The organism is Streptomyces himalayensis subsp. himalayensis, assembly GCF_013778455.1.
GTDB classification, from domain to species: domain Bacteria; phylum Actinomycetota; class Actinomycetes; order Streptomycetales; family Streptomycetaceae; genus Streptomyces; species Streptomyces himalayensis.
Genome location: NZ_JACEHE010000002.1, coordinates 25,893 through 49,196, shown reverse-complemented (window position 1 = coordinate 49,196; position 23,304 = coordinate 25,893). Strand labels below are relative to the sequence as shown.

The 23,304-nt window shown below is 70.8% G+C and carries 18 protein-coding genes and 3 pseudogenes; 14 read left to right on the top strand and 7 right to left on the bottom strand.

Going from position 1 to position 23,304, the window contains the following annotated elements; translation table 11 throughout:
- Nucleotides 1-57: 57 nt before the first annotated feature.
- On the top strand, nt 58-1,272 hold the full coding sequence (locus tag H1D24_RS03940; RefSeq protein ID WP_181655958.1) for a sensor histidine kinase: 1,215 nt from the start codon (nt 58-60) through the stop codon (nt 1,270-1,272).
- A 94-nt stretch (nt 1,273-1,366) separates the two neighbouring features.
- Nucleotides 1,367-2,050, top strand: a complete 684-nt coding sequence (locus H1D24_RS03935) for a response regulator (RefSeq protein ID WP_181655957.1) — start codon at nt 1,367-1,369, stop codon at nt 2,048-2,050.
- A gap of 171 nt (nt 2,051-2,221) precedes the next feature.
- Here the strand turns inward: H1D24_RS03935 and H1D24_RS03930 are convergent.
- From H1D24_RS03930 to H1D24_RS03920, 3 genes and pseudogenes are all read right to left on the bottom strand, one after another.
- Nucleotides 2,222-2,620 (bottom strand): annotated as a pseudogene (locus tag H1D24_RS03930) (Uma2 family endonuclease); the annotation flags it as partial.
- 99 nt (nt 2,621-2,719) lie between these two features.
- Nucleotides 2,720-3,265 (bottom strand): annotated as a pseudogene (locus tag H1D24_RS03925) (ArsR/SmtB family transcription factor); the annotation flags it as partial.
- Between the two features lie 164 nt (nt 3,266-3,429).
- On the bottom strand, nt 3,430-4,584 hold the full coding sequence (locus H1D24_RS03920) for a threonine aldolase family protein (RefSeq protein WP_181655956.1): 1,155 nt from the start codon (nt 4,582-4,584) through the stop codon (nt 3,430-3,432).
- A 154-nt stretch (nt 4,585-4,738) separates the two neighbouring features.
- Here H1D24_RS03920 and H1D24_RS03915 point away from each other — a divergent pair, with 154 nt between their 5' ends.
- The 10 genes from H1D24_RS03915 to H1D24_RS03870 all read left to right on the top strand — a co-directional run bounded on the left by H1D24_RS03915 (nt 4,739) and on the right by H1D24_RS03870 (nt 13,703).
- Nucleotides 4,739-5,674 (top strand): Rossmann-like and DUF2520 domain-containing protein, encoded by a 936-nt coding sequence (locus H1D24_RS03915; protein WP_181655955.1) that lies wholly within the window; start codon nt 4,739-4,741, stop codon nt 5,672-5,674.
- The gene (panC, locus tag H1D24_RS03910; RefSeq protein WP_181655954.1) at nt 5,671-6,744 is read left to right on the top strand and encodes a pantoate--beta-alanine ligase; all 1,074 of its coding nucleotides are present in this window, start codon (nt 5,671-5,673) and stop codon (nt 6,742-6,744) included. Before H1D24_RS03915 ends, panC begins: the two co-directional genes overlap by 4 nt.
- A 38-nt stretch (nt 6,745-6,782) precedes the next feature.
- The gene (locus H1D24_RS03905) at nt 6,783-8,639 is read left to right on the top strand and encodes an L-aspartate oxidase (protein ID WP_309484216.1); all 1,857 of its coding nucleotides are present in this window, start codon (nt 6,783-6,785) and stop codon (nt 8,637-8,639) included.
- A gap of 5 nt (nt 8,640-8,644) precedes the next feature.
- The gene (gene nadC / locus H1D24_RS03900; RefSeq protein WP_181655953.1) at nt 8,645-9,640 is read left to right on the top strand and encodes a carboxylating nicotinate-nucleotide diphosphorylase; all 996 of its coding nucleotides are present in this window, start codon (nt 8,645-8,647) and stop codon (nt 9,638-9,640) included.
- A 6-nt stretch (nt 9,641-9,646) separates the two neighbouring features.
- Nucleotides 9,647-10,444, top strand: a complete 798-nt coding sequence (locus H1D24_RS03895) for a type III pantothenate kinase (protein ID WP_181655952.1) — start codon at nt 9,647-9,649, stop codon at nt 10,442-10,444.
- A 418-nt stretch (nt 10,445-10,862) separates the two neighbouring features.
- On the top strand, nt 10,863-11,609 hold the full coding sequence (locus H1D24_RS03890; RefSeq protein WP_181655951.1) for a hypothetical protein: 747 nt from the start codon (nt 10,863-10,865) through the stop codon (nt 11,607-11,609).
- A 269-nt stretch (nt 11,610-11,878) separates the two neighbouring features.
- Complete coding sequence (locus H1D24_RS03885) at nt 11,879-12,058, top strand: hypothetical protein (RefSeq protein ID WP_181655950.1); 180 nt, start codon at nt 11,879-11,881, stop codon at nt 12,056-12,058.
- Between the two features lie 120 nt (nt 12,059-12,178).
- A complete protein-coding gene (locus tag H1D24_RS03880) occupies nt 12,179-12,595 on the top strand; it encodes a BlaI/MecI/CopY family transcriptional regulator (RefSeq protein ID WP_181656380.1) in 417 nt (138 codons plus the stop codon).
- A 9-nt stretch (nt 12,596-12,604) separates the two neighbouring features.
- The gene (locus tag H1D24_RS03875; protein WP_181655949.1) at nt 12,605-13,138 is read left to right on the top strand and encodes an amino-acid N-acetyltransferase; all 534 of its coding nucleotides are present in this window, start codon (nt 12,605-12,607) and stop codon (nt 13,136-13,138) included.
- Between the two features lie 226 nt (nt 13,139-13,364).
- Complete coding sequence (locus tag H1D24_RS03870; protein ID WP_181655948.1) at nt 13,365-13,703, top strand: histone-like nucleoid-structuring protein Lsr2; 339 nt, start codon at nt 13,365-13,367, stop codon at nt 13,701-13,703.
- Here H1D24_RS03870 and H1D24_RS03865 read toward each other — a convergent pair.
- Complete coding sequence (locus H1D24_RS03865) at nt 13,682-14,251, bottom strand: SCO3374 family protein (RefSeq protein WP_181655947.1); 570 nt, start codon at nt 14,249-14,251, stop codon at nt 13,682-13,684. The two genes, H1D24_RS03870 and H1D24_RS03865, sit on opposite strands and share 22 nt — an antisense overlap.
- A gap of 432 nt (nt 14,252-14,683) precedes the next feature.
- On the opposite strand from H1D24_RS03865, the gene H1D24_RS03860 reads away from it, so the two are divergent.
- Complete coding sequence (locus tag H1D24_RS03860) at nt 14,684-17,212, top strand: ATP-dependent Clp protease ATP-binding subunit (protein WP_181655946.1); 2,529 nt, start codon at nt 14,684-14,686, stop codon at nt 17,210-17,212.
- A 72-nt stretch (nt 17,213-17,284) separates the two neighbouring features.
- Here the strand turns inward: H1D24_RS03860 and H1D24_RS03855 are convergent, their stop codons facing one another.
- A complete protein-coding gene (locus H1D24_RS03855) occupies nt 17,285-20,437 on the bottom strand; it encodes an NACHT domain-containing protein (RefSeq protein WP_181655945.1) in 3,153 nt (1,050 codons plus the stop codon).
- Between the two features lie 600 nt (nt 20,438-21,037).
- On the opposite strand from H1D24_RS03855, the gene H1D24_RS03850 reads away from it, so the two are divergent.
- Nucleotides 21,038-21,703 (top strand): M23 family metallopeptidase, encoded by a 666-nt coding sequence (locus H1D24_RS03850; protein WP_181655944.1) that lies wholly within the window; start codon nt 21,038-21,040, stop codon nt 21,701-21,703.
- Nucleotides 21,704-21,786: 83 nt separating this feature from the next.
- Here the strand turns inward: H1D24_RS03850 and H1D24_RS03845 are convergent.
- A pseudogene (locus H1D24_RS03845) lies at nt 21,787-21,900 on the bottom strand (TetR family transcriptional regulator); the annotation flags it as partial.
- A gap of 47 nt (nt 21,901-21,947) precedes the next feature.
- Nucleotides 21,948-23,294 carry a two-component system sensor histidine kinase CseC gene (cseC, locus tag H1D24_RS03840; RefSeq protein WP_309484192.1) on the bottom strand — a complete coding sequence of 449 codons (1,347 nt, stop codon included), beginning with the start codon at nt 23,292-23,294 and terminating at the stop codon, nt 21,948-21,950.
- Between the last annotated feature and the right edge of the window lie 10 nt (nt 23,295-23,304).

Below are 23,304 nucleotides of genomic sequence, written 5' to 3'. Positions count from 1 at the left end.
GCGGATCGAACCTCCGGTTGACTCCTGCACCCTGCACGCTTTCCTACTCTGGGTGACGTGCAGCGCGTCTACGACTACTTCCGCAGGCACCCGACATGGGTCGACGGCTTCTGGGCCGTCTTCCTCCTCGGGATCGCCGGCGTGAACTACGTACGCGCGCTGGAATCTCCGCTGGAGGAGAACCCGCCCGTCGCGTACGTCCCGATCGCGCTGGCCCTCTGTCTCGCCGTCGCCCTGCGACGCCGTATGCCCGAGAAGATGCTGCTGGTCGCCGCCGCGGCGGGCATGGCCCAGCTGGTCCTCGACGTCGCGGTGATGCCGGCCGACTTCGCGATGCTGGTGGCCATCTACACCGTGGCCGCGACCGGCGAACGCTGGGTGTCCCGCTTCGCGCTGGTCGGCGGCCTGTTCGCGGCGCCCCTGTCCCAGCTGCGCTGGCCGCAGGAGAACGTCAGCGGCGCCGGGCACGTGCTCGTCACGGTCTTCCAGACCGTGCCCTTCGCGCTTGCCTGGGTGCTCGGCGACTCCCTCCGCACCCGCCGCGCCTACCTCGCCCAGCTCGAGGAGCGCGCCGCCCGCCTGGAGAAGGAGCGCGAGGCGCAGTCCAAGGTCGCGGTCGCCGCCGAGAGGGCCCGGATCGCCCGGGAACTGCACGACGTCGTCGCGCACAACGTGTCGGTCATGGTGGTGCAGGCGGATGGCGCCGCCTACGTCATGGACACCGCACCCGACCAGGCGAAGAAGGCCCTGGAGACGATCTCCGGCACCGGCCGCCAGGCGCTCGCGGAGATGCGGCGGCTGCTCGGCGTGCTGCGGACCGGGGAGCACGAGGAGAGCGGCGAGTACGTTCCGCAGCCCGATGTCGAGCAGATCGACGAGCTGATCGAACAGGTACGCAGCGCCGGCCTGCCCGTCGACTTCAAGGTCGAGGGCACCCCGCGCCCACTGCCCAGCGGCGTGGAGCTCACCGCGTACCGCATCGTGCAGGAGGCGCTCACCAACACCCGCAAGCACGGTGGCCCGAACGCCGGGGCGAGCGTGCGGCTCGTCTACTTCGACGACGGCCTCGGCCTGCTCGTCGAGGACGACGGCAAGGGCGCCCCGCACGAGCTGTGCGAGGAAGGCGGGCCCGACGGCAAGGGCCACGGCCTGATCGGCATGCGGGAACGCATCGGCATGGTCGGCGGCACGCTGGACGCCGGGCCGCGGCCCGGGGGAGGCTTCCGTATCAGCGCCCTGCTGCCGCTCAAGCCCGTCGGCTGGCACGGTTGACACGTTCTCATGGCTCTGACCTCCTCATGTGTCCAGCCTCCGCTCTCATGTCTTCTCCTCATGATCTTCCGAGGTCCACGAAGGGACTCACCCCATGCCGCCGATCCGCGTGATGCTCGTCGACGACCAGGCGCTGCTGCGCACCGGCTTCCGCATGGTGCTGGCGGCCCAGCCCGACATGGAGGTCGTCGCGGAGGCGGGCGACGGCGTCGAGGCGCTTCAGGTGCTGCGGTCGACCGCGGTGGACGTGGTGCTGATGGACGTCCGCATGCCGAAGCTGGACGGCGTGGAGACGACCCGCCGCGTCTGTGCGGACGGGCAGCGGGAAGGCGCCCCGAAGGTGCTGATCCTCACCACCTTCGACCTCGACGAGTACGCCTTCTCGGCGCTGAAGGCGGGCGCCTCCGGATTCATGCTCAAGGATGTGCCGCCCGGCGAGCTGCTCGCCGCGATACGGGCCGTGCACAGCGGTGACGCCGTCGTCGCGCCGTCCACGACCCGGCGGCTGCTCGACCGTTTCGCGCCGATGCTGCCGAGCGCCGGCAAGGAGCCGCAGCACAAGGAGCTGGAGCGGCTGACGGACCGCGAACGCGAGGTGATGGTGCTGGTCGCGCAGGGCAAGTCGAACGGCGAGATCGCGGCGCGGCTGGTCCTGTCCGAGGCGACGGTGAAGACACACGTCGGCCGCATCCTCACCAAACTCGGGCTGCGCGACCGGGTGCAGGTGGTGGTTCTCGCGTACGAGACGGGGCTTGTCCGGGCCGGAGGCGGCGCCTGACTCAGTCGGTGCCCTGCTCGGCCCAGGTCCTGAGGGGCTCGGTGTCGAGAGTGAGCCCGACAGGCTCGGGCAGTGAGACCGTCTTGCCGAATGCCGCGGAGTGGCGCTCCTGGTAGGCGCCTCGACGGGCTCGCTGTACACGGTGACCTCGCCCGCCTCGCGATCGACGAGCGAGTAGACCGGGATGCCGCTCTCCGCGTACGCGCGGGGCTTCTCCACCCGGTCCCGCTCGTGGGTGTCCACGTCGTGCGAGGTGACTCCGACGGTCATGAGAACGCCCTCGGGCTCGGCCCAGGTACCGGCGCGGAGGAAATGCCCGCGGGGTGCGAGTGTTCCGTCCGGACGTGCGCGGCCCTTGCGGCAGGTCTCGATCCTCAGGCCACGCTCGCCGTAGAGGCCCAGCTCGGGGTTGTGCTGGATGCAGAGGGCCTGCAGCCACATGATGATCTCGTCGTGCACGCCATCGGGCTCGGCCTTGTCCCCCAGCCTTCCGCGGACGAATTCGAGGCGCAGGCCGTCGGCTTCCCGCTCAGCAGCCGCCGCGAGCGCCTCGAACTGCTCCGGTGCCATCTGGGCGTCGGCGCTCGGCGGGTCGTCCGCCGCGGTCATGAGTGTCCTCCTCTCGCCTCGGAACACCGCCGTATCGGCAGCCGCCGACACGGCGTCGGGTCAGCGCAGGATGCCCTCCAGGAAGTCGCTGCCCAGCCGGGCCACCACGGTCACGTCCAGCTGGTACAGGACGTACCGGCCACGGCGCCGGGTGGTGATGAGGCCTGCCTTCTTCAGCACGGCCAGGTGGCGGGAGACCTCGGGCGCGCTCAGGCCGTGCGCAATGGCCAGCTCGCCCGTTGTGTACGGCGCGCGGGCCATGTTGCGGCACAGGCGCAGACGTATGGGGTGGGAGAGGGCTTCGAGGCGCAGCTTCAGCGTCTCGACCGAAGCGGGGCTGGGCAGTTCGGGCGAGCCCACCGGGTAGTGGACGACGGGGCGCCAGCCGGGGGCGTGCAGGACCATCAGATGGGGCCAGCCGAAGTGCGACGGCACGAAGGTGATGCCCGCGCCGACCACCGGGTCCACGGCCGTCGTCCTGCCCAGCACGAGCTTGTCGACCTCGATCCGGCCGGCGTCCTCGGTCAGACTCAGCGCGGGCGAGACGGCGGTCAGGGCATCGGCAAGGCCCTTGTGGCGCAGGATCTCCGTCTTGTGCCGGGCGTCGGTGCAGGGCCTGCCCGATCCCCCAGCGCCAGGCGCCCAGAACTGGCAGGTCGTGCGCGAGGTGCGCGACCAGCGCCGTTTCCGTGCCGTCGTTGCCGAGCGCCCGGCCCGCGGTCGGCTCCGCGCCGGACTGGCCCGCCGGCTGCACCTGCGGCGTACCCGCCCTACCTGCTGACCTCGCCGGGCAGCCGCTCGACGAAGTCCGCGACGGCCGCGCGGACGTCGTCCGGTGTCCACTCCAGACCGGCGGCGGTCACCGTGACCTCGGTGACCGACACCCCGGGCGGGCCGCCACCCTCCCAGAAGACCCGGAACAGCGCCGTCTTCGTCTCCTCGGCCTGCCGTATCAGCGCGTCGTTCAGGACCTCGGCGGCGTACGGCAGCCAGACCTGGAACTGGTGCGTGTGCGGCTCTTCGGGGTGGACGCGTGCCCACGGAACCCCCGCCTCTGCGAACCCCTCACGCAGCGCCGCGGCGACCACGCCCGCGTGCGCCACGTACTCCGGCAGCCGCGGCAGCTCGCGCTCCAGGCCGATGAGGACGGACAGGGCGGTCGGGAACTGCTGGAAGACCTGGCCACCGTAACGGTGGCGCCAGGCCTTCGCCTCGTCGATCAGCGACCGGGGGCCGGCCAGCACGGATCCCCCCAGACCGCCGAGCGATTTGTAGAACGACACGTACACGGTGTCCGCGAGCCCCGCTATCTCCTCCAGCGGGCGGCCGAAATGGGTGGGGCACTCCCACAGGCGCGCCCCGTCGATGTGCACGACCGCGTCCCGCTCCCGCGCCGCCTCCACGACGGCCTCCAGCTCCTCCCACGACGGCAGGACGAAACCGGCCTCCCTGAGCGGCAGTTCGAGCATCAGCGTCCCGAAGGGCTCGCCGAAGTCCCGTACCTCGTCGGCGGTCGGCAGCCGGGGCTCGGTCGTCGGATGGACCGTACGCAGACCGCTGAGGGTCTCGAGGGCGCCGCGCTCGTGCTGCTCAGGGTGCGCGAGGGGATGCAGGGCGACGGTGGGGTTGCCGGTGCGCCCTGCCCAGCAGCGGAGCGCCACCTGCTGCGCCATCGTCCCGGTGGGAAAGAAGGCCCCGGCGTCCTTGCCGAGCAGCGAGGCGACGCGGCGCTCCAGTTCCTCGACGACACCGTCCCCGTAGACGTCGGAGGCCTCTTCCAGGTCGTATACGGCAGGTGCCCCGTCCGACAGCTGAGCGAGCTGTTCCCGGAGGGTGCTCTCCATCGCTGTGCGGGACAAAGTCCGCTCGGCGCTGCGCAGCGCGGCGAGGCGCCGCTTGCGCTCCTGCTCTGTGGGATCGGTCATCCACAGATCATGTCGTACGGCCCCAGGGGTGCCCACAGCCTGTGGACAAACCCCGAGCCTGTGGACAGAGGAAGAACCCCACGAACCGATCGCGTTAGCATGACGAGAAATCGTCCGGTACCCCGAGCGGACTGGAACGGAAGGCCGTCGTCGAGTGAACACACCTCAACCGCCCGATCCGAAGGACCGCCCCGCGCGGCTCTCCGTCGGGGTCGTGGGAGCAGGCCGGGTCGGACCCGCGCTGGCCGCCTCCCTCCAGCTCGCCGGGCACCGCCCGGTCGCCGTCTCCGGGGTTTCCGACGCATCGAGGCGCCGGGCCGCCGCGATGCTGCCCGATGTTCCGATGGTGTCCCCTGCGGAGGTCCTGGAGCGGGCCGAGCTGGTGCTGCTGACCGTGCCCGACGACGCCCTGCCGGGCCTCGTCGAAGGTCTCGCCGAGACGGGCGCGGTGCGGCCAGGACAGCTCCTCGTGCACACCTCCGGGCGGTACGGCGCCAAGGTGCTCGATCCCGCGCTGCGCGCCGGTGCGCTGCCCCTCGCCCTGCATCCCGCGATGACGTTCACCGGCACTCCCGTCGACGTACAGCGGCTGGCCGGATGCTCGTTCGGCGTGACCGCGCCCGAGGAACTGCGGCTGGCTGCCGAAGCGCTGGTCATCGAGATGGGCGGCGAGCCGGAGTGGATCGAGGAGGAGGCCCGCCCGCTGTACCACGCGGCGCTCGCTCTCGGTGCGAACCACCTGGTCACGCTGGTCGCCGAGGCCATGGAGCTGCTGCGCGCCGCGGGCGTCGGGGCCCCTGACCGCATGCTCGGCCCGCTCCTCGGCGCCGCGCTCGACAATGCGCTGCGGTCCGGCGACGCGGCGCTCACCGGCCCTGTCGCGCGCGGGGACGCCGGCACGGTCGCCGCCCATGTCGCGGAGCTGCGCAAGCACGCGCCGGGCACCGTCGCCGGGTATCTCGCCATGGCGCGGGCCACCGCCGACCGCGCGCTCGCCCACGGGCTGCTCAAGCCCGAGCTCGCCGAGGATCTGCTCGGGGTACTGGCCAATGGGGCGGACATCGACGGCGCGGACGGAGAGGTGCGATGACCACGCTGCTGCACACCGCGGAGGAACTGCGCGCACGCGCGCGTGCCGGCCGCCGGGCCGTCGTCATGACCATGGGCGCCCTGCACGAGGGGCACGCCACCCTGGTCCGCGAGGCGCGGCGGCTGGCGGGACGCGAGGGCGAGGTCGTCGTCACGGTCTTCGTGAACCCGCTGCAGTTCGGCGCGGGAGAGGACCTCGACCGCTATCCGCGCACCCTTGACGCGGATGTGAAGGTCGCCGAACAGGCGGGCGCCGACGTGGTCTTCGCCCCGTCCGCGGACGAGGTCTACCCGGGCGGCGAGCCCCAGGTGCGTATCTCCGCGGGCCCCATGGGGGAGCGCCTGGAGGGCGCGTCGCGGCCCGGGCACTTCGACGGCATGCTGACCGTCGTCGCCAAGCTGCTCCACCTCACCGCGCCCGACATGGCGCTCTACGGGCAGAAGGACGCCCAGCAGCTCGCCCTCATCCGACGCATGGTGCGCGACCTCGACTTCGGCATGGAGATCGTGGGCGTGCCGACCGTGCGCGAGGAGGACGGGCTGGCCCTGTCCAGCCGCAACCGCTACCTCTCGCCCGCCGAGAGGCGCACCGCGCTCGCCCTGTCGCAGGCTCTCTTCGCGGGCCAGGACCGGCATGCCGCGCAGGAGGCGCTCCGCGCGCGTGCCGTTCTCGCACCGTCCACGCACGCGCGTGCCGAGGCGCTCAGCGCGCTCGGCGAGTCCCGCGCCGCCGCGGACGCCCATGCCGTCGCCACCTCCCGCCCCTCACCCACCACCGCCCTTGCCGGAGGCTCCCCCAGAGCCGAAAGCCTGGGGGGACCCCCATCGCGCCGCACCTCCTCCTATCGCGGCCGCACCGCCGCCGTCCGCGCCGCCGCCCAGCTGGTCCTCGACGAGGCGTCCCGCCTCGATCCGCCGCTCGTACTGGACTATCTCGCCCTGGTCGACCCGGCCGACTTCACGGAGGTCCCCGACGACTTCACGGGCGACGCGGTCCTCGCGGTCGCCGCGAAGGTCGGCACGACCCGGTTGATCGACAACCTTCCCCTCACCTTCGGAGCCGCCTCGTGACCGGCACAGGTACGTCATCCTCCGGGACAGGACCCGCGATAGCCCCTCCGGGCGGCACGAGCACGGGGCCGGCCACGGCGCCGGGCCGCGCCACCGGCATACGGCTGCACGCGCCCGCCCCCGGCTGGTCCCTGGCAGCCGACGTCGTGGTCGTCGGCTCCGGCGTGGCCGGACTCACCGCGGCGCTGCGCTGCGAGGCGGCGGGCCTGGGGACCGTCGTGGTCACCAAGGCCCGGCTGGACGACGGCTCCACGCGCTGGGCGCAGGGCGGCATCGCGGCCGCCCTCGGTGACGGGGACACCCCCGAGCAGCATCTGGAGGACACGCTCGTCGCGGGCGCGGGCCTGTGCGACGAGGAGGCCGTGCGCATCCTCGTCACCGAGGGCCCCGACGCGGTACGCCGTCTCATCGACACGGGCGCCCACTTCGACACATCGCCGGAGACCGGCGACATCGAGCTCACCCGCGAGGGCGGCCACCACCGCCGCCGTATCGCGCATGCGGGCGGCGACGCGACCGGCGCCGAGATCTCCCGCGCGCTCGTCGAGGCGGTACGCGCGCGTGGCGTGCGAACCGTCGAGAACGCACTGGTCCTGGACCTGCTGACGGACGCCGAGGGCCGCGCGGCGGGCATCACGCTGCACGTCATGGGCGAGGGCCAGCACGACGGCGTCGGTGCGGTGCACGCGCCCGCCGTGGTGCTCGCGACCGGCGGCATGGGCCAGGTCTTCTCGGCGACGACCAACCCATCCGTGTCGACGGGCGACGGCGTCGCGCTCGCGCTGCGCGCCGGAGCCGAGGTCAGCGACCTGGAGTTCGTCCAGTTCCACCCCACGGTGCTGTTCCTCGGCGCCGACGCGGAGGGCCAGCAGCCGCTGGTCTCCGAGGCGGTACGCGGCGAGGGCGCGCACCTCGTCGACGCGGACGGCGTGCGCTTCATGGCCGGACAGCACGAACTCGCCGAGCTCGCGCCCCGCGACATCGTCGCCAAGGGCATCATGCGCCGCATGCAGGAGCAGGGCGCCGAGCACATGTACCTGGACGCCCGCCACTTCGGCGCGGAGATGTGGGAGCAGCGGTTCCCGACGATCCTCGCCGCGTGCCGCGCCCACGGCATCGACCCCGTCACCGAGCCCGTCCCGGTCGCCCCGGCCGCGCACTACGCCTCGGGCGGCGTCCGCACCGACGAGCACGGCCGCACCACGGTGCCCGGCCTGTACGCGTGCGGCGAGGTCGCCTGCACCGGTGTCCACGGCGCCAACCGCCTCGCCTCGAACTCCCTCCTGGAGGGCCTGGTCTACGCGGAGCGCATCGCGGCCGACATCGCCGCGGCGGCTGGGGAAAGCAGCCTCCACGCGCGCGTGCCCACCCCCGTGGAGCACCCCGAGACGCCCGCGCACCCGCTGCTCGCGCCCGAGGCCCGGTTCGCGATCCAGCGGATCATGTCCGAGGGCGCCGGAGTCCTGCGCTCCGCGGAGTCCCTGGCGCGCGCCGCCGAGGAGCTGCAGCGGCTGCACTCCGACGCGAAGGACGCTCTCGCCGAGAACGGCAAGACCGCCGAGCCCGGCGTCGACACCTGGGAGACGACCAACCTGCTGTGCGTCGCCCGCGTGCTGGTCGCCGCCGCGAGGCAGCGCGAGGAGACCCGCGGCTGCCACTGGCGCGAGGACTACGCCGACCGGGACGATGAGGTGTGGGGCCGCCACATCGTCGTACGGCTGAACCCGGACCGGTCCCTGGCCGTGCATACGACCGAGAGTGCCGCGTTCTCCCCCACCCGGCCCGGCCGGCCATTGCCGCCGCCGGCCCAGGACACCCCGGCCCCGGACCCCGCCCGGTCCCCGTCCGGCGACCTCCCCCCGACCCACCCGCAGTCCCGTCCCCAGGAGCAGTGACCGACGTGAGCACCCCCGACCTTCCCGTCTTCCCGAGCGGTGGCTGCGGCGACGGCTGCGGCTGCAGCGGCGAGGACGAGCACGACCCCATGGAGTGCGGGCTCGACCCCGCGCTCGCCCAGCTCCTGGCCGACGCCGGACTCGACCCGGTCGAGGTCGAGGACATCGCGCACATGGCCGTCGCGGAGGACCTCGCGGGCGGCGTGGACGTCACGTCCGTCGCGACCATCCCCGAGGACGCCGTCGCGACCGGCGACTTCACCGCGCGCGAGGCGGGCACCGTCGCCGGTCTGCGTGTCGCCGAAGCCGTCCTGTCCGTCGTCTGCACCGACGAGTTCGAGGTGGAGCGGCACGTGGAGGACGGCGACCGGGTCGCCGCCGGCCAGAAGCTGCTCAGCGTCACCGCCCGTACGCGCGATCTGCTCACCGGGGAGCGCAGCGCGCTCAACCTGCTGTGCCGCCTCTCCGGCATCGCGACGGCCACGCGCGCGTGGGCGGACGTTCTGGAGGGCACGAAGGCGAAGGTCCGCGACACCCGCAAGACCACGCCGGGCCTCAGGTCGCTGGAGAAGTACGCGGTGCGCTGCGGCGGCGGCGTCAACCACCGCATGTCGCTGTCCGACGCCGCGCTGGTCAAGGACAACCACGTGGTCGCGGCGGGCGGCGTGGCACAGGCCTTCAAGGCGGTGCGCGAGGAGTTCCCGGGCCTGCCGGTCGAGGTGGAGGTGGACACCCTGCACCAGCTGCGCGAGGCCGTGGACGCGGGCGCCGACCTGATCCTCCTGGACAACTTCACGCCCGGCGACACGGAGGAAGCCGTGTCCCTCGTGCACGGGCGCGCGATCCTCGAGTCCTCCGGCCGCCTCACCCTGGACAACGCCCGCGCGTACGCGGAGACGGGCGTCGACTACCTGGCGGTGGGCGCCCTCACGCACTCCTCGCCGATCCTCGACATCGGCCTGGACCTGCGGGAGGCCCCGGCCGCGACGGAGGCGGAGTAAAACCACATGCTTCTCACCATCGACGTGGGTAACACCCACACCGTGCTGGGGCTCTTCGACGGCGAGGACATCGTCGAGCACTGGCGGATCTCCACCGAGGCCCGTCGCACCGCCGACGAGCTCGCCGTCCTGCTCAACGGCCTCATGGGCATGCACCCGCTCCTCGGCGAGGAGCTCGGCGACGGCATCGACGGCATCGCGATCTGCTCGACCGTCCCGTCGGTCCTGCACGAGCTGCGCGAGGTCACCCGCCGGTACTACGGCGACGTGCCCGCCGTCCTGGTCGAGCCCGGCATCAAGACCGGCGTGCCGATCCTGATGGACAACCCCAAGGAGGTCGGCGCCGACCGCATCATCAACGCGGTCGCGGCGGTCGAGCTCTACGGGGGCCCGGCGATCGTGGTCGACTTCGGCACGGCGACGACGTTCGACGCGGTCTCCGCGCGCGGGGAGTACGCCGGCGGCGTCATCGCCCCCGGCATCGAGATCTCGGTCGAGGCGCTCGGCGTACGAGGCGCGCAGCTCCGCAAGATCGAGATCGCGCGGCCGCGGAGTGTGATCGGCAAGAACACCGTGGAGGCCATGCAGTCGGGCATCATCTACGGCTTCGCGGGGCAGGTCGACGGTGTCGTGAACCGGATGGCCCGTGAGCTCGCCGAAGATCCGGACGACGTCACGGTCATCGCCACCGGTGGGCTTGCGCCGATGGTTCTCGGCGAGGCCTCGACCATCGACGAACACGAGCCGTGGCTGACGCTGATCGGGCTCCGCCTGGTCTACGAACGCAACGTTTCCCGCACCTGACGGCGCGCCCGGTCCCCTACCGGGGGCTGGGGCACCTTCCACGGCACCCGCCGTCGTGGTGTTGCCCCCAGCCGCCGTGCTGCACGCCATACGCCACGTGACCCGCCGTCGTGGGTCGTGCCCACCCACCCCAGCCACCGCTGGGAGGTGCCCCAGCCCTGCGGAACGCCTGTCCACAACGGACCGGCGCGGCCCGACCCGGCCACCGACAGGTGGCGCACCAGCCGGCCGCCGGCGGGTAGCCGCGTGCGCGCCTGGACCCGCCACCGGCAGGTGGCGCCCCCGCCCCGCTCCGCCGCCGGCGGTCGATGGCAGCGACGGGAACCCCGTAGTGGCAGCGACGGGAGCCCCGTAGGAGAGCCACGCCCAGGATTGGGCGATAGCTGGCTTTTGTCTGATTAGCGCGTATCGTCAGGCCATGCCCACGCCTTACGGATCCCGCGGTGGCATGGCGTTCGGTGCGGAGGAGCTGCGTGTGCTCCGACGTGCCCTCGCTCTTGCCCTTCACCCCAGCTCCGTCTCCGCCGAGGACGTCCAGGCCTGCCTGCGCCTCGCCGAGTCCGTCGATGAGGCGGTCCGCGAGGGCGACCGGCTCTGCGCCTTCCTGGTGGCGGACCTCGCCCGCTACCGGGCCGCGCTCCCGGGCAGCGCCATCGGCTATCTCGCGCTGCTGGAGGACGCCCTGAACACCGGCCACCAGCCGGGCCCGGAGGACGTCACGGCCCTCCGCGCACTGGGTGCCAACGGCAACCCCGTCGCCGGGGCCCTCCTCGACCGCTGCCCCGGCCACACCGATCAGGCCGCAGCCGAGACCGTACGGGACGACACCGCCGTACGCGGCGACACCGCCGTACGCGGCGACACCGCCGTACGCGGCGAACCCGCGGCAGCTCGGCCGACAGCTTGGCAGCCAGGCCGCCAGACTCCGGCGGCCGTCACGGCGGGGCGCCCACGCCCGTCCCTGGCCGCCACCTCCCGTATCCGCCTGCTGGCCCTCCCCGGCGGCCGCGCCGCCGCCAAGGAACCGGCGAAGCCGAAGCCGGAGCAGCCCCCGGCCGAGCGCCCCGCCCCGCAGCGCCCCGTGCCGACCCCGGCCGAGGTCTTCCCGCCCAAGCGCAAGCCCGCGCCACCGCCCGCCCCACCGCAGAAGCTCGCCGCCGTCTAAGCGGCCCCGGGGAAGTTCAGGCACGCCCCCACGCCGCCCGGCACGCTCCCCCACTGCCTTAAGGGCGTGGGAGGTGCCCCCACTCGCCGCACCGGCCAAAGGCCCAAGTAGCTCCTCCCCCATTGCCTTAAGGGCATGGGAGGGGCCCCCATCGAGGGCCTTCGTCCGGCACGCCGAGAGCACGCACCGGCTGTTGACACAAGCCGCTGCCGCGGCGGGCGCGGGAACGCACCCGCACTTCCCCGGCACCGCTTAGCTACCCTGGGGGCATGGAATACGTCTCCGCGCTCTTGCCCCCGGTAGTGATGGCAGTGTTCTTCACCGGCCTGGTGGTGACGATCGTGAAGTCCCAGGGCGGCGCCAACAAGGCCAAGGAGGACGCGGCCGTCGACGCCGCCATCGCGCGTGCCGAGGCCGCCCGTCCGACCCGTGGGCCCGGCGACGCCTGACCCGTCGCAGGGGCCCCAAAGCGGCGTATGACTCCTAGCTTTTCGAGTCATACGCCCTTTTTGTTGCAGAAAGGCCACGTTCGGCGCGTCATTGGTGGCTTCTCCCACTATTGTTCTGGTGTGCCTCGCCCATTGGGAGAACTCGAAGACGCGGTCATGACGCGGGTGTGGAAGTGGAACCGCCCGGTGACCGTTCGAGAAGTCCTGGAAGATCTCCAGCAGGAGCGGTCGATCGCGTACACCACCGTGATGACCGTTTTGGACAATCTCCATCAGAAGGGCTGGGTACGCCGCGAGGCGGAAGGCCGCGCCTATCGATATGAGGCGGTCTCCACACGTGCCGCCTACGCCGCCGCACTCATGAACGAAGCCTGGTCGCAGAGCGACAACGCGGCCGCCGCACTCGTCGCCTTCTTCGGCATGATGTCGCCGGAACAGCGCGAGGCGCTACGCGCGGCCATCCGCATCGTGCAAGGCCCCGAGATCCTGGAAGGCCGGGAGAGCCCCGGTTCAGCGGAGGGTGAGGCCGGGCGATAGCGTCCGCTCATGCCAGCAGAGTCACCGGAAGCCACCGCAAAAGCCGTCACCGTACGCAGGGCGCGCACCGCGGATGTACCGGCCGTACGCCGTCTCCTCGACTCGTACGTCCGTCAGCGGATCCTGCTCGACAAAGCGACCGTGACGCTTTACGAGGACATCCAGGAGTTCTGGGTGGCGGAACGCGACGACAACGCGGAGGTCGTCGGCTGCGGTGCCCTGCATGTGATGTGGGAAGACCTCGCAGAAGTCCGCACACTCGCCGTGAACCCCGTGGTCAGGGGCGCGGGGGTCGGACATCAGTTGCTGGAGAAGCTGCTCCAGACCGCCCGCTGGCTCGGTGTTCGCCGCGTATTCTGCCTCACCTTCGAAGTGGAGTTCTTCGCCAAGCACGGCTTCGTGGAGATCGGCGAGACGCCCGTCGACACAGATGTCTACAGCGAGCTGTTGCGTTCCTATGACGAGGGCGTCGCGGAGTTCCTCGGTCTCGAACGAGTGAAACCGAACACCTTGGGCAACAGCCGGATGCTTCTGCACCTGTGATCATGGGGCGCTATTCCAAGCCGGACCCTGTTCCCGGGTGCCCTATGTCCGAAACGCGCACGTTTCCAGGCGTCCTTGGGTCCCCGGTCTCTGTCAGGGGTTTGTGTTTTTCCAGGAAAAGCGGTTTGCTTTCCGACGTACTGCAGCACTGCATATAACAGGGGCCGGCGAATCAGCGGCTGAAGCCGCAGGCCCCGGTCCTGAAGTTTCGATGAAAGGAAATCCGGTGGCACAGAAGGTTCAGGTCCTTCTTGTCGATGACCTCGACGGCGGCGAGGCGGACGAGACCGTGACGTTCGCGCTGGACGGCAAGACGTACGAGATCGACCTCACCACCGCCAATGCCGACAAGCTCCGCGGACTGCTGGAGCCCTACGTCAAGGGCGGTCGTCGTACCGGAGGCCGCGGCGCCGGCGCCCGCGGCAAGGCACGCGCAGCAGCGTCCGGTGGCAGCCAGGACACCGCACAGATCCGCGCCTGGGCGAAGGAGAACGGCTACGAGGTCAACGACCGCGGCCGTGTCCCCGCGACCATCCGTGAGGCCTACGAGAAGGCCAACGCCTGAGCGCTCAGACGCCGCAGCCGGGCCCGGTGGCACTCCGTCGCCGCCGCGTCCACCAGTCGTACGAGATCGAGAGCGGGGGCGCCCCCACCGCCCCCCAGCGAAGCCAGGGCCGGCAGCGCCGGTTCCGCCGCGCAACCTGACTCGGGGGGCCGCAACCAGCGGGCGGCCCCCGGCGAGCCCCGCCACCCCGGGGGCGTCGGCGCGTCGATCCGACCGCCCGCCCCGATCGCTGTGAGGTCCCGGGCGAGAGCGCCCCACTCCAGCCAGTCGAGCAGCCCCGGCAGCTCCTCCGCGCTTCCCGTGGCAACCAGCAGCCGCATCACCGGCCCCTGCAGAGCCACCGGGCACTGCGGCGAGAGCCGTCCCAGGACCGCGTGACCCGCATCGGCGGGCAGTTCCAGTACGTCGAAGCGCAGCCCCGTCAGCAGCTGCACCGGCGTCCCGTCGGCCGCCGCCCAGCCCAGCTCGTGCTCGTACCACCGCCGTACCGGATCAGCCGGGCGGCTCGGGTGGACCGGGCGCGAAGGAGGGGGGACCGTAGGAACCATGCAAGGAGCAACCCCAGGGAGTGGCTCTGAGTTACGCAAGGTGGTGTGGTCGATGCGCAGAGTATCCGTGATGGGGGCGTGTGGATGCACGCGGGCGCGCAAGGTTGTTCGCCCGTAGCGGAGGGAACCGGGGCACGCCGCATGGAGTGTCAGTCGTTACGGGTAAGACATCCCTAGTGGGGAGGGGCGACACGCAGTGTTGGGGCGTCTCACGTTCGCCATCGGCGTACTGGCGGCGTGGGTAACTACCTGGCCTGCGGGAACATCGTCTCGCACCATCGGGTTGGAGCAGTTGTCGGCGTTCCGGGTTGGGAGGCCAAGGACGGGTGTCGGCAGTTGGAATGAGCGGTCCCCGCTTGCGGGACTAAGCTGCGGAAGGACAGGGAGGGGAGCGTCCCCTTACTGCCTGACCGCTCTGAGGAGCGATTAACGATGTTCGAGAGGTTCACCGACCGCGCGCGGCGGGTTGTCGTCCTGGCTCAGGAAGAAGCCCGGATGCTCAACCACAACTACATCGGCACCGAGCACATCCTCCTGGGCCTGATCCACGAGGGTGAGGGTGTCGCCGCTAAGGCCCTGGAGAGCCTCGGGATTTCGCTCGAGGCGGTCCGCCAGCAGGTGGAGGAGATCATCGGCCAGGGCCAGCAGGCCCCGTCCGGGCACATCCCCTTCACCCCCCGTGCCAAGAAGGTCCTGGAGCTGTCGCTCCGCGAGGCCCTTCAGCTGGGCCACAACTACATCGGCACGGAGCACATCCTGCTCGGCCTGATCCGCGAGGGCGAGGGCGTCGCCGCCCAGGTCCTGGTCAAGCTGGGCGCAGACCTCAACCGGGTGCGGCAGCAGGTCATCCAGCTGCTCTCCGGATACCAGGGCAAGGAGACCGCCGCCGCCGGTGGTCCTGCCGAGGGCACCCCCTCCACGTCCCTGGTCCTGGACCAGTTCGGCCGGAACCTCACCCAGGCCGCTCGCGAGTCCAAGCTCGACCCCGTCATCGGGCGCGAGAAGGAGATCGAGCGGGTCATGCAGGTGCTGTCCCGCCGCACCAAGAACAACCCCGTACTCATCGGCGAGCCCGGCGTCGGCAAGACCGCCGTCGTCGAGGGCCTGGCGCAGGCCATCGTCAAGGGCGAGGTGCCCGAGACCCTCAAGGACAAGCACCTCTACACCCTCGACCTGGGCGCCCTGGTCGCCGGCTCCCGGTACCGCGGTGACTTCGAGGAGCGCCTGAAGAAGGTGCTCAAGGAGATCCGCACCCGCGGCGACATCATCCTGTTCATCGACGAGCTGCACACGCTGGTCGGTGCGGGTGCCGCCGAGGGCGCCATCGACGCCGCTTCGATCCTGAAGCCGATGCTGGCCCGCGGTGAGCTGCAGACGATCGGTGCGACCACGCTCGACGAGTACCGCAAGCACCTGGAGAAGGATGCCGCGCTCGAGCGCCGCTTCCAGCCCATCCAGGTCGCGGAGCCGTCGCTGCCGCACACCATCGAGATCCTCAAGGGCCTGCGCGACCGCTACGAGGCGCACCACCGCGTCTCCATCACGGACGAGGCCCTGGTCCAGGCCGCAACCCTGGCCGACCGGTACATCTCGGACCGCTTCCTGCCGGACAAGGCGATCGACCTGATCGACGAGGCCGGTTCCCGGATGCGTATCCGCCGGATGACCGCGCCGCCGGACCTCCGCGAGTTCGACGAGAAGATCGCGGCCGTGCGCCGGGACAAGGAGTCGGCGATCGACTCCCAGGACTTCGAGAAGGCGGCGTCTCTCCGCGACAAGGAGAAGCAGCTGCTCTCGGCGAAGACCAAGCGGGAGAAGGAGTGGAAGGCCGGCGACATGGACGTCGTCGCCGAGGTCGACGGCGAGCTGATCGCCGAGGTCCTCGCCACCGCCACCGGCATCCCGGTCTTCAAGCTGACCGAGGAGGAGTCCTCGCGTCTGCTGCGCATGGAGGACGAGCTCCACAAGCGGGTCATCGGCCAGAAGGACGCCATCAAGGCGCTCTCGCAGGCGATCCGTCGTACGCGTGCGGGTCTGAAGGACCCGAAGCGTCCCGGTGGCTCCTTCATCTTCGCCGGCCCCTCGGGTGTCGGTAAGACGGAGCTGTCGAAGACCCTCGCGGAGTTCCTCTTCGGTGACGAGGACGCGCTGATCTCCCTCGACATGTCGGAGTTCAGCGAGAAGCACACGGTGTCGCGTCTCTTCGGTTCGCCCCCCGGCTACGTGGGCTACGAAGAGGGCGGCCAGCTGACCGAGAAGGTCCGCCGCAAGCCGTTCTCCGTCGTCCTGTTCGACGAGGTGGAGAAGGCTCACCCGGACATCTTCAACAGCCTGCTGCAGATCCTGGAGGACGGTCGCCTGACCGACTCCCAGGGCCGGGTCGTGGACTTCAAGAACACGGTCATCATCATGACGACCAACCTCGGCACCCGGGACATCTCCAAGGGCTTCAACCTCGGCTTCGCCGCCGCGGGTGACACGAAGACCAACTACGAGCGCATGAAGGCCAAGGTCAACGACGAGCTGAAGCAGCACTTCCGCCCGGAGTTCCTGAACCGTGTCGACGACACGGTGGTCTTCCACCAGCTCACCGAGGAAGACATCATCCAGATCGTCGACCTCATGATCGCCAAGGTGGACGAGCGCCTGAAGGACCGCGACATGGGCATCGAGCTCAGCTCGACCGCCAAGTCGCTCCTGGCGAAGAAGGGCTACGACCCCGTTCTGGGCGCCCGGCCGCTGCGCCGGACGATCCAGCGCGAGATCGAGGACCTGCTCTCCGAGAAGATCCTCTTCGGCGAGCTGCGCCCCGGCCACATCGTGGTCGTCGACACGGAGGGCGAGGGCGAGGCCCGCAAGTTCACCTTCCGCGGCGAGGAGAAGTCGGCCCTGCCGGACGTGCCGCCGGTCGAGTCGGCGGCGGGCGGCGGCTCGGGTCCGAACCTGAGCAAGGACGCGTGACGCTCGCGCTGAGCTGAGCGCTGGAAGGGGTCGGCCCCGGAACTTCGGTTCCGGGGCCGACCCTATTTCGCGTTACAGCACGCTGTGGATTTCCCTGACCGTGTGCCTGCCGGGAAAGAGGCCGGTGATGTGCTCGGGGAGTGCTGTCCCGTCCTCGTCCGAAGCCAGGACGAATTCGACCGACCGCAGATTCGGGAAGATTACGGGCAGCTCCCTGAGATCTTCGCTTCCGGTGAGCTTTCTGAGCTGTAGGTGCTCGATGGCGGGGAGGGGCGGCGCGGAGGCGGCTTCGGGGAGAGCTGAGGCGTGGAGCCGCAGCTCCCTGAGCGCGGGGAGCCGGGCGACTTCCGACCAGTCCTCGGGCGTGAGTTCTCCTGAAGGGGGATTAAGGCCGAGAGCGCGCAGCGATGGCCAGTGGCTCAGCCCTCTGAGACCGGTGTGCCTGAGGGCATACCGATGGAAGTAGAGCAGTTCCAGCGGCATTCCCGGTGGCAGGACCTCTTCCAGAGAGTCACCTTGGAGTTCCTGGCCGATTTGGAGTTCGCGCAGGGCGGGGAGCGAGGCGATCGCTGCAAGGCTCCCGGCGGTGAGCAGACCGGGCATGGCGACGAGCCACATCTGCCGTAGTGGAAGCCCGGCCAGGGGCGCGAGGTCGTTCACGGATGGGCAGTCGCTCAGGTCCAGACGCACCAGTCGGCGCTGGTCCCTGAGGAACGTGAGGTCCCGCAGAACCCGGTTGTCCAGTACCACCAGGTGCGTCAGCTGGTTGGGCCGAAGGTGTGCCTGGAGCGTGGCGGAGCCGATGTCGCCCACGGTTTGGAGGCGGGGGTGCTTGCCGAGTTCCCGCAGGTTGCGCAGGTTGTCGGCCGAGTGCGTGGTGAAGTAGAGGCCGTCCGGATCGAGGTGCGCGATGACTTCCGTCGCGTACCGCGCGCTGTCGAATCGATGCCACGTCCAGGTCAGCTGGGCGCGCACGTCCAGCGACGGGTGTGAGCGGAAGCGGGCCAGGACCGGGACGGCGGCGTCCGTGCCGATGAGGGACGCGGTGATGACCACGGCCCTGGCCTCCGCGTCGGTGAGGCCGTCCGGTCCGGGGAGCAGTTCCAGGACGAGGAGGCCGGCCTCGGCGAGGGCGCGTGCCTCCTCCGTCGTACGGGGTGGGATGAGCGCGGCCGCCTGCTCCTCCACGGCCCTCCGTACGGCCGGGTCGAGCTCCGTGGCGTGCTCCAGGCAGGCGAGGGCGAGCAGCCGGATACGGGTGTCGGCCGGGGTGCCGTCGGCGCTCTGTGCCGACTCGACGAGTCCGCCCAGGAGTTGGGCGCGTTCGCGCGGCCGGGCATGCGCCACCGCCATGCGGATCACGTCCGCCCACTGGGAGTCGGCGGCGTTGCGGACCAGCAGACCGAAGTCCCCGTCCTCGACCGCCGCCTTCGCGCCCAGGTAGTCCTGGAACGTGCGGTGGACGAACTCGACGGTGCCGACGGTGGGTTCGCGCAGGAGCCCGCTGCGTACGAGCAGATGGCGGAGGATCCGGGGCGCGTCTCCCTGCGCGGCGGCTGCCGGGAGGGACGGCAGGGCATCGGCGATGATGCGTTCGGCGCGCTCGCGGTCCATCTCCGACTGGTTGTTGCGGATCAGCCAGTAGGCGAGCCGCTGGAGGAGCTGGATCTGGGGGAGTTCCGTGAGATGGATACCGTCCCGGCCGTCCCCGCCCCCGTGCGGGAACATGTCGCGTTCCTCATCACGGCGCGACAGCAGCATGGAGAGGGCAGCGTCATACAACTCCTGCCGTCCGTGCGGGAGATAGCCGCGCCTGTCGCGGTGAAGCGCGCAGATCAGGCCGCACATCAGGGGGTTGGTGGCGAGGCGGCCGAGATCCTGCTTGGTCCCTACGGCTTCCAGCAGCGACTGCTCGTACGCGTCGAGCCGGTCCGTGTCGGAGGCGTCGATGCGTGCCGCCGTGTGCCAGCGCCGGATGAAGGCGGACACGTCCGCGCGGGTCATGGGGGAGAGCGTCAGCTCCGTGAATCCCTCGGAGGCGAGCCAGTCCTCGCGTACGGCGGAGGGGCGCGATGTGACCAGCCACTGGTTGCCGGGATAGGCGCCCAGGAGGTCGCCCAGCCAGCCCCGGGTCCGCTCCCGGTCGCGCTCGGGGATCTCGTCGATACCGTCGACGAGGAGCAGTCCGCGGCCCGCGGTGAGCACCCTGTCCGCCCAGCCGTCCGGGCTCGCGGCATGGAAGGGGATGCGGACGGAGGAGAGGAAGCCGTCGGGTGCCGGTAGCCCGTCATGGCGTCGGACGAGGGTGCGCAGGGGGAGGACGAACGGAATGCGGTCGCCTCGCTCGCCCCGCGCCGCGGTCACGGCGAGCCACTGCACGAGCGTCGTCTTGCCGGAGCGCGCCACCCCGCGCAGCAGGACCAGGTTCCGGTCGGCGAGTGCCTCTTCAGCGGGGAGAGCGGTGCCGGGGGACACGATGTGCGAGCCGTCCGGGCCGGCGGGCTCCGCGTCCTCGGCGGGGCGCAGGGCCTGGAGGCTCAGATAGGCGGCGTCGAGGGGCCAGCGCTCGGGCGAGTCGACCAGGTCGATGCCGTAGATGGTGAGCTGGCTGTGCCTGGTGGCGACGTAGGCGAGATAACGCTGCTCGAACGCCGCGTCCTGGCCGCCCGGTAACGGCGTCCGGGCGATCAGCGCGTCGGCCTTCGCGATGAGCTCGGCCTGGCGGCGGCTCTGCTCGACGAGCGCCCGGGGTACGAACGCCGACCGCTGCGTGAAGAAGTGCAGGATGTGCAGGCAGGCCGTGTCGAGGAGCCGCTCGTAGAAGACGGTCGCGTCGAAGGACAGCAGGCGCTCGGGGTTCCCGCTCGCCTCGCGCAGCCGGAGCGCCAGGCCCGCATGGCCGAGCTCCACGGCCTGTACGTCGGTCATGGTGAGGTCGCCGAGAGCGTGCAGGGTCCTGGCGAGGGCGTGCGCGACGGCCTGTTCCTCGTCGGCGGGGAATGGGCGCTCGCCCGTACGGAGGGCTCGCGCGACCAGTTCGGCGGCGAGCTTCGTCAGGTCCCTCTCGTCGAGGGTGCGCTTCTCGCCCTTGAACGAGACATAGCCGGAGATGCGGGTCGGCTTCTCGACGAGCCCCGCGCCCGGTCCCTCGCTCACGAAGAGCTTCTTGATCAGCGGGGTGACCACGCTCGATGCCAGCCGGACCCCTACGGCTGCAGGTTCCATGTCGCTCCCCCGACGGCACGGTGACGGTGCGGTCAGCGTAGTCCGTCGATGCGGGGTCACGGCGACCGCATCCGTGCCGGCCGGGGACCGGGCAGAGCTGGCGGAAAGGCCAATTCGAGTAGCCCAGGTCACACATTCCAAAGAGCGCCGAGTAATGCAGGTCACATTCCCCCGAGTAGCGCGGGTCACATTTCCTGGTGCGGGATCTTGCCTTTCGGTGACATGGCACACAGCCGTTTTGTCCGTTACTAGGCGGAATAGTGGTTAGTGGGGTGGGATCGGCCTGGATTCCCGTTCCGGACCAGTGGTGGGAATCGGTAGATGTGGCAGCAAGATCTAGGAACACCCATGTTTGAGCGTTGTGCACCAGCCGCCAAGTGCGTTTAAACCTCGTCCAGATAAGAGGTTCTTGTGGTGGATTAGGGCGGTTTGACGTCCCGGCAGGGGATGTCAAGAGGTCCAGAATGTGATGTTTTCCTACGAGGAAGGCTAGTAGAAAGGGGTTTTGAGCGGGATCGGTGGAGTGGGTTACCAATGTGGAGTCCCGACCGGCACATGGCTTTTAAGTGCTGGATTTGCTTAAGCCCGGAGGTATCCCGAATGTCCAAGCTCGCCACGTCCCGCATCCCCGGTTCGTCCCTGCTTCGTACGCGGGCGGCCGTCGTAGCCGTCAGCCTGGGAGCCTCGGCGTTCCTCGGTGCCGGGGTCGCGGCCGCTGCGGACACCGTCACCGCCTCCGCGCTGCCCAAGACCACCGCCGCTTCCGTCGCCGCGCAGGCCGAGGCCCAGGCCAAGGCCGCCACCGCCGCTCAGGCGTCGGTCACCGAGGCCGCTGCCAAGAAGGCCGGCGGCTGGGTCGTCCCGGTCAAGGGCTACACGCTCTCCGCGAGCTACGCCCAGAGCGGCGGCATGTGGGCGGCCAAGCACTCCGGCCAGGACTTCGCGGTGCGCACCGGCACCCCGGTCGCCGCCGCCGGCAGCGGCACCGTCGTCAAGGCCGGCCCGAACGGTGCCGGTGACGGCCCGGCGTACGGCAACGCCATCGTGATCAAGCACGGCAACGGCACGTACTCGCAGTACGCGCACCTGTCGAAGATCAACGTGCGGGTCGGCCAGGCCGTGAAGGCCGGGCAGAAGATCGCCCTGTCCGGCAACACCGGCAACTCCAGCGGCCCGCACCTGCACTTCGAGATCCGCACCACCCCGAACTACGGTTCCGCGATCAACCCGGCGGCCTTCCTGCGTGCGCACGGCGTCGCCCTCTGATCACCTCTGATCACGGCTGATCACCGTTGACGGATCGCCGCCGGCCGCTCACCGGATGACCGCGGCGAACCCCGTCCGACGACTCAGGCGCCGGAGTGGGCCTGAGTCACCAGATCGATGGCGACCTCGAGGACAGCCTTGCGCTTGTCCTCGGGGTCGCCTTCGACGTCCCTGAGGGCGAACAGGGCGGCGTGGATCGCCTGCCCGAGCCTGATCGAGAGGCCGACCCGACCGATCGGGAACGTCAGTCCTCCAGCATCGGGTAGCTCCCGGTGTTCGTCGGCGCGTGCTCCGGCAGCCACAGCACCGCCACCGCGCCCTCCGCCGGTACGTCGTCGGACGCCCCGGGAGGCCGTACGTTGCGGAAGGTCAGGCGTGCGCCGAGCACCCGCGCCTGGCCCGCTGCGATCGTCAGGCCGAGCCCGTGGCCCTGCCCTGAGCGGTCCCTGCTGCCGGTCCGGAACCGGCTGGGCCCCTCGGCGAGCAGTTCTTCCGGGAATCCGGGCCCGTGGTCGCGCACCCGGATCACCCGGCTCTCCACCGTGACCTCGATCGGCGGCCTGCCGTGCCTGACGGCATTGGCCAGCAGATTGCCGAGAACCCGCTCCAGGCGCCGCGGGTCGGTGGTGACCTCCGACTCGTGCACCACGCGCACCGCGACGTCCGCGTCCCTTACCGCGACCCGCCGGGTCACGAACTCGCCCAGCATGATGTCCTGCAACTCGGCCCGCTCCGACGCGCTGTCGAGACGCGCCACCTCCAGCACGTCCTCGACGAGTGTGCGCATGGCCTGCGCCCGGTCCCGTACGAGCTCGGTCGGCCGCCCCGGCGGCAGCAGTTCGGCCGCCGTCAGCAGTCCGGTCACGGGTGTGCGCAGCTCATGGGCGATGTCGGCGGTCACCCGGCGTTCGGCCTCCAGGCGCTGTTTGAGGGCGTCCGCCATCGCGTCGACGGCCCGCGCGAGGTCGTCCGTCTCATCGCGTACGACACCGCCTATGGCGTCGCGCACCCGTACGTCCGTCTGCCCCTGGGCGACCTCTCCCGCCGCGGCCGCGGCCTTGCGCAGTCGCCGCGACATCTGGCCGCCGATGAGCACACCGAGCGCGCAGCCGCCGAAGACCACCACGATCGAACCGACGATCAGCGCCTGGTCCAGGTCCTTCATGACCTCGGCGCTGCGGTCCGTGAACCCGGTGTGCAGCGACAGCACGCGGCCGTCGTTCAGCGGGACGGCGGCCCAGATGTCGGGCACGCCGTTGGGCTTGTCCGTCACGTAGGTCGCCCGGCGCCCGGCCATCGCCTTCGCCAGCAGGTCCTTCGGGATGGCCGGATCGTTGATCTTGAGGCCCATGAAGTTCAGCCGGCCGGTCGTCTCGTACATGCGCTGCGCGACCTGGATGCGCTCGTCCTGGACGTCGCGTGCGTTGTCGAGCATCGAGACGCGCGCCGCGTTGTGCACGACCAGGCTCAGCGCGAGCGCCACCAGCGCGCCCACCAGCGTGATCGCGGCGCTGATCTTCCACCGCACCCCGGTGTGCAGCCGTCTGCCCACGCCCGGCAGCCGCCGGCCGCCGAAACCCCCCAGGTCCACGGTGTGCTCC

Coding starts and splice junctions, on each gene's coding strand:
- panC (WP_181655954.1), top strand. CDS start 5,671: ATGACCACGCTGCTGCACACCGCGGAGGAACTGCGCGCACGCGCGCGT.
- H1D24_RS03920 (WP_181655956.1), bottom strand. CDS start 4,584: ATGACCGATCCCACAGAGCAGGAGCGCAAGCGGCGCCTCGCCGCGCTG.
- H1D24_RS03935 (WP_181655957.1), top strand. CDS start 1,367: ATGCCGCCGATCCGCGTGATGCTCGTCGACGACCAGGCGCTGCTGCGC.
- H1D24_RS03875 (WP_181655949.1), top strand. CDS start 12,605: ATGCCAGCAGAGTCACCGGAAGCCACCGCAAAAGCCGTCACCGTACGC.
- H1D24_RS03895 (WP_181655952.1), top strand. CDS start 9,647: ATGCTTCTCACCATCGACGTGGGTAACACCCACACCGTGCTGGGGCTC.
- H1D24_RS03890 (WP_181655951.1), top strand. CDS start 10,863: ATGCCCACGCCTTACGGATCCCGCGGTGGCATGGCGTTCGGTGCGGAG.
- H1D24_RS03860 (WP_181655946.1), top strand. CDS start 14,684: ATGTTCGAGAGGTTCACCGACCGCGCGCGGCGGGTTGTCGTCCTGGCT.
- H1D24_RS03855 (WP_181655945.1), bottom strand. CDS start 20,437: ATGGAACCTGCAGCCGTAGGGGTCCGGCTGGCATCGAGCGTGGTCACC.
- H1D24_RS03865 (WP_181655947.1), bottom strand. CDS start 14,251: ATGGTTCCTACGGTCCCCCCTCCTTCGCGCCCGGTCCACCCGAGCCGC.
- H1D24_RS03850 (WP_181655944.1), top strand. CDS start 21,038: ATGTCCAAGCTCGCCACGTCCCGCATCCCCGGTTCGTCCCTGCTTCGT.
- H1D24_RS03885 (WP_181655950.1), top strand. CDS start 11,879: ATGGAATACGTCTCCGCGCTCTTGCCCCCGGTAGTGATGGCAGTGTTC.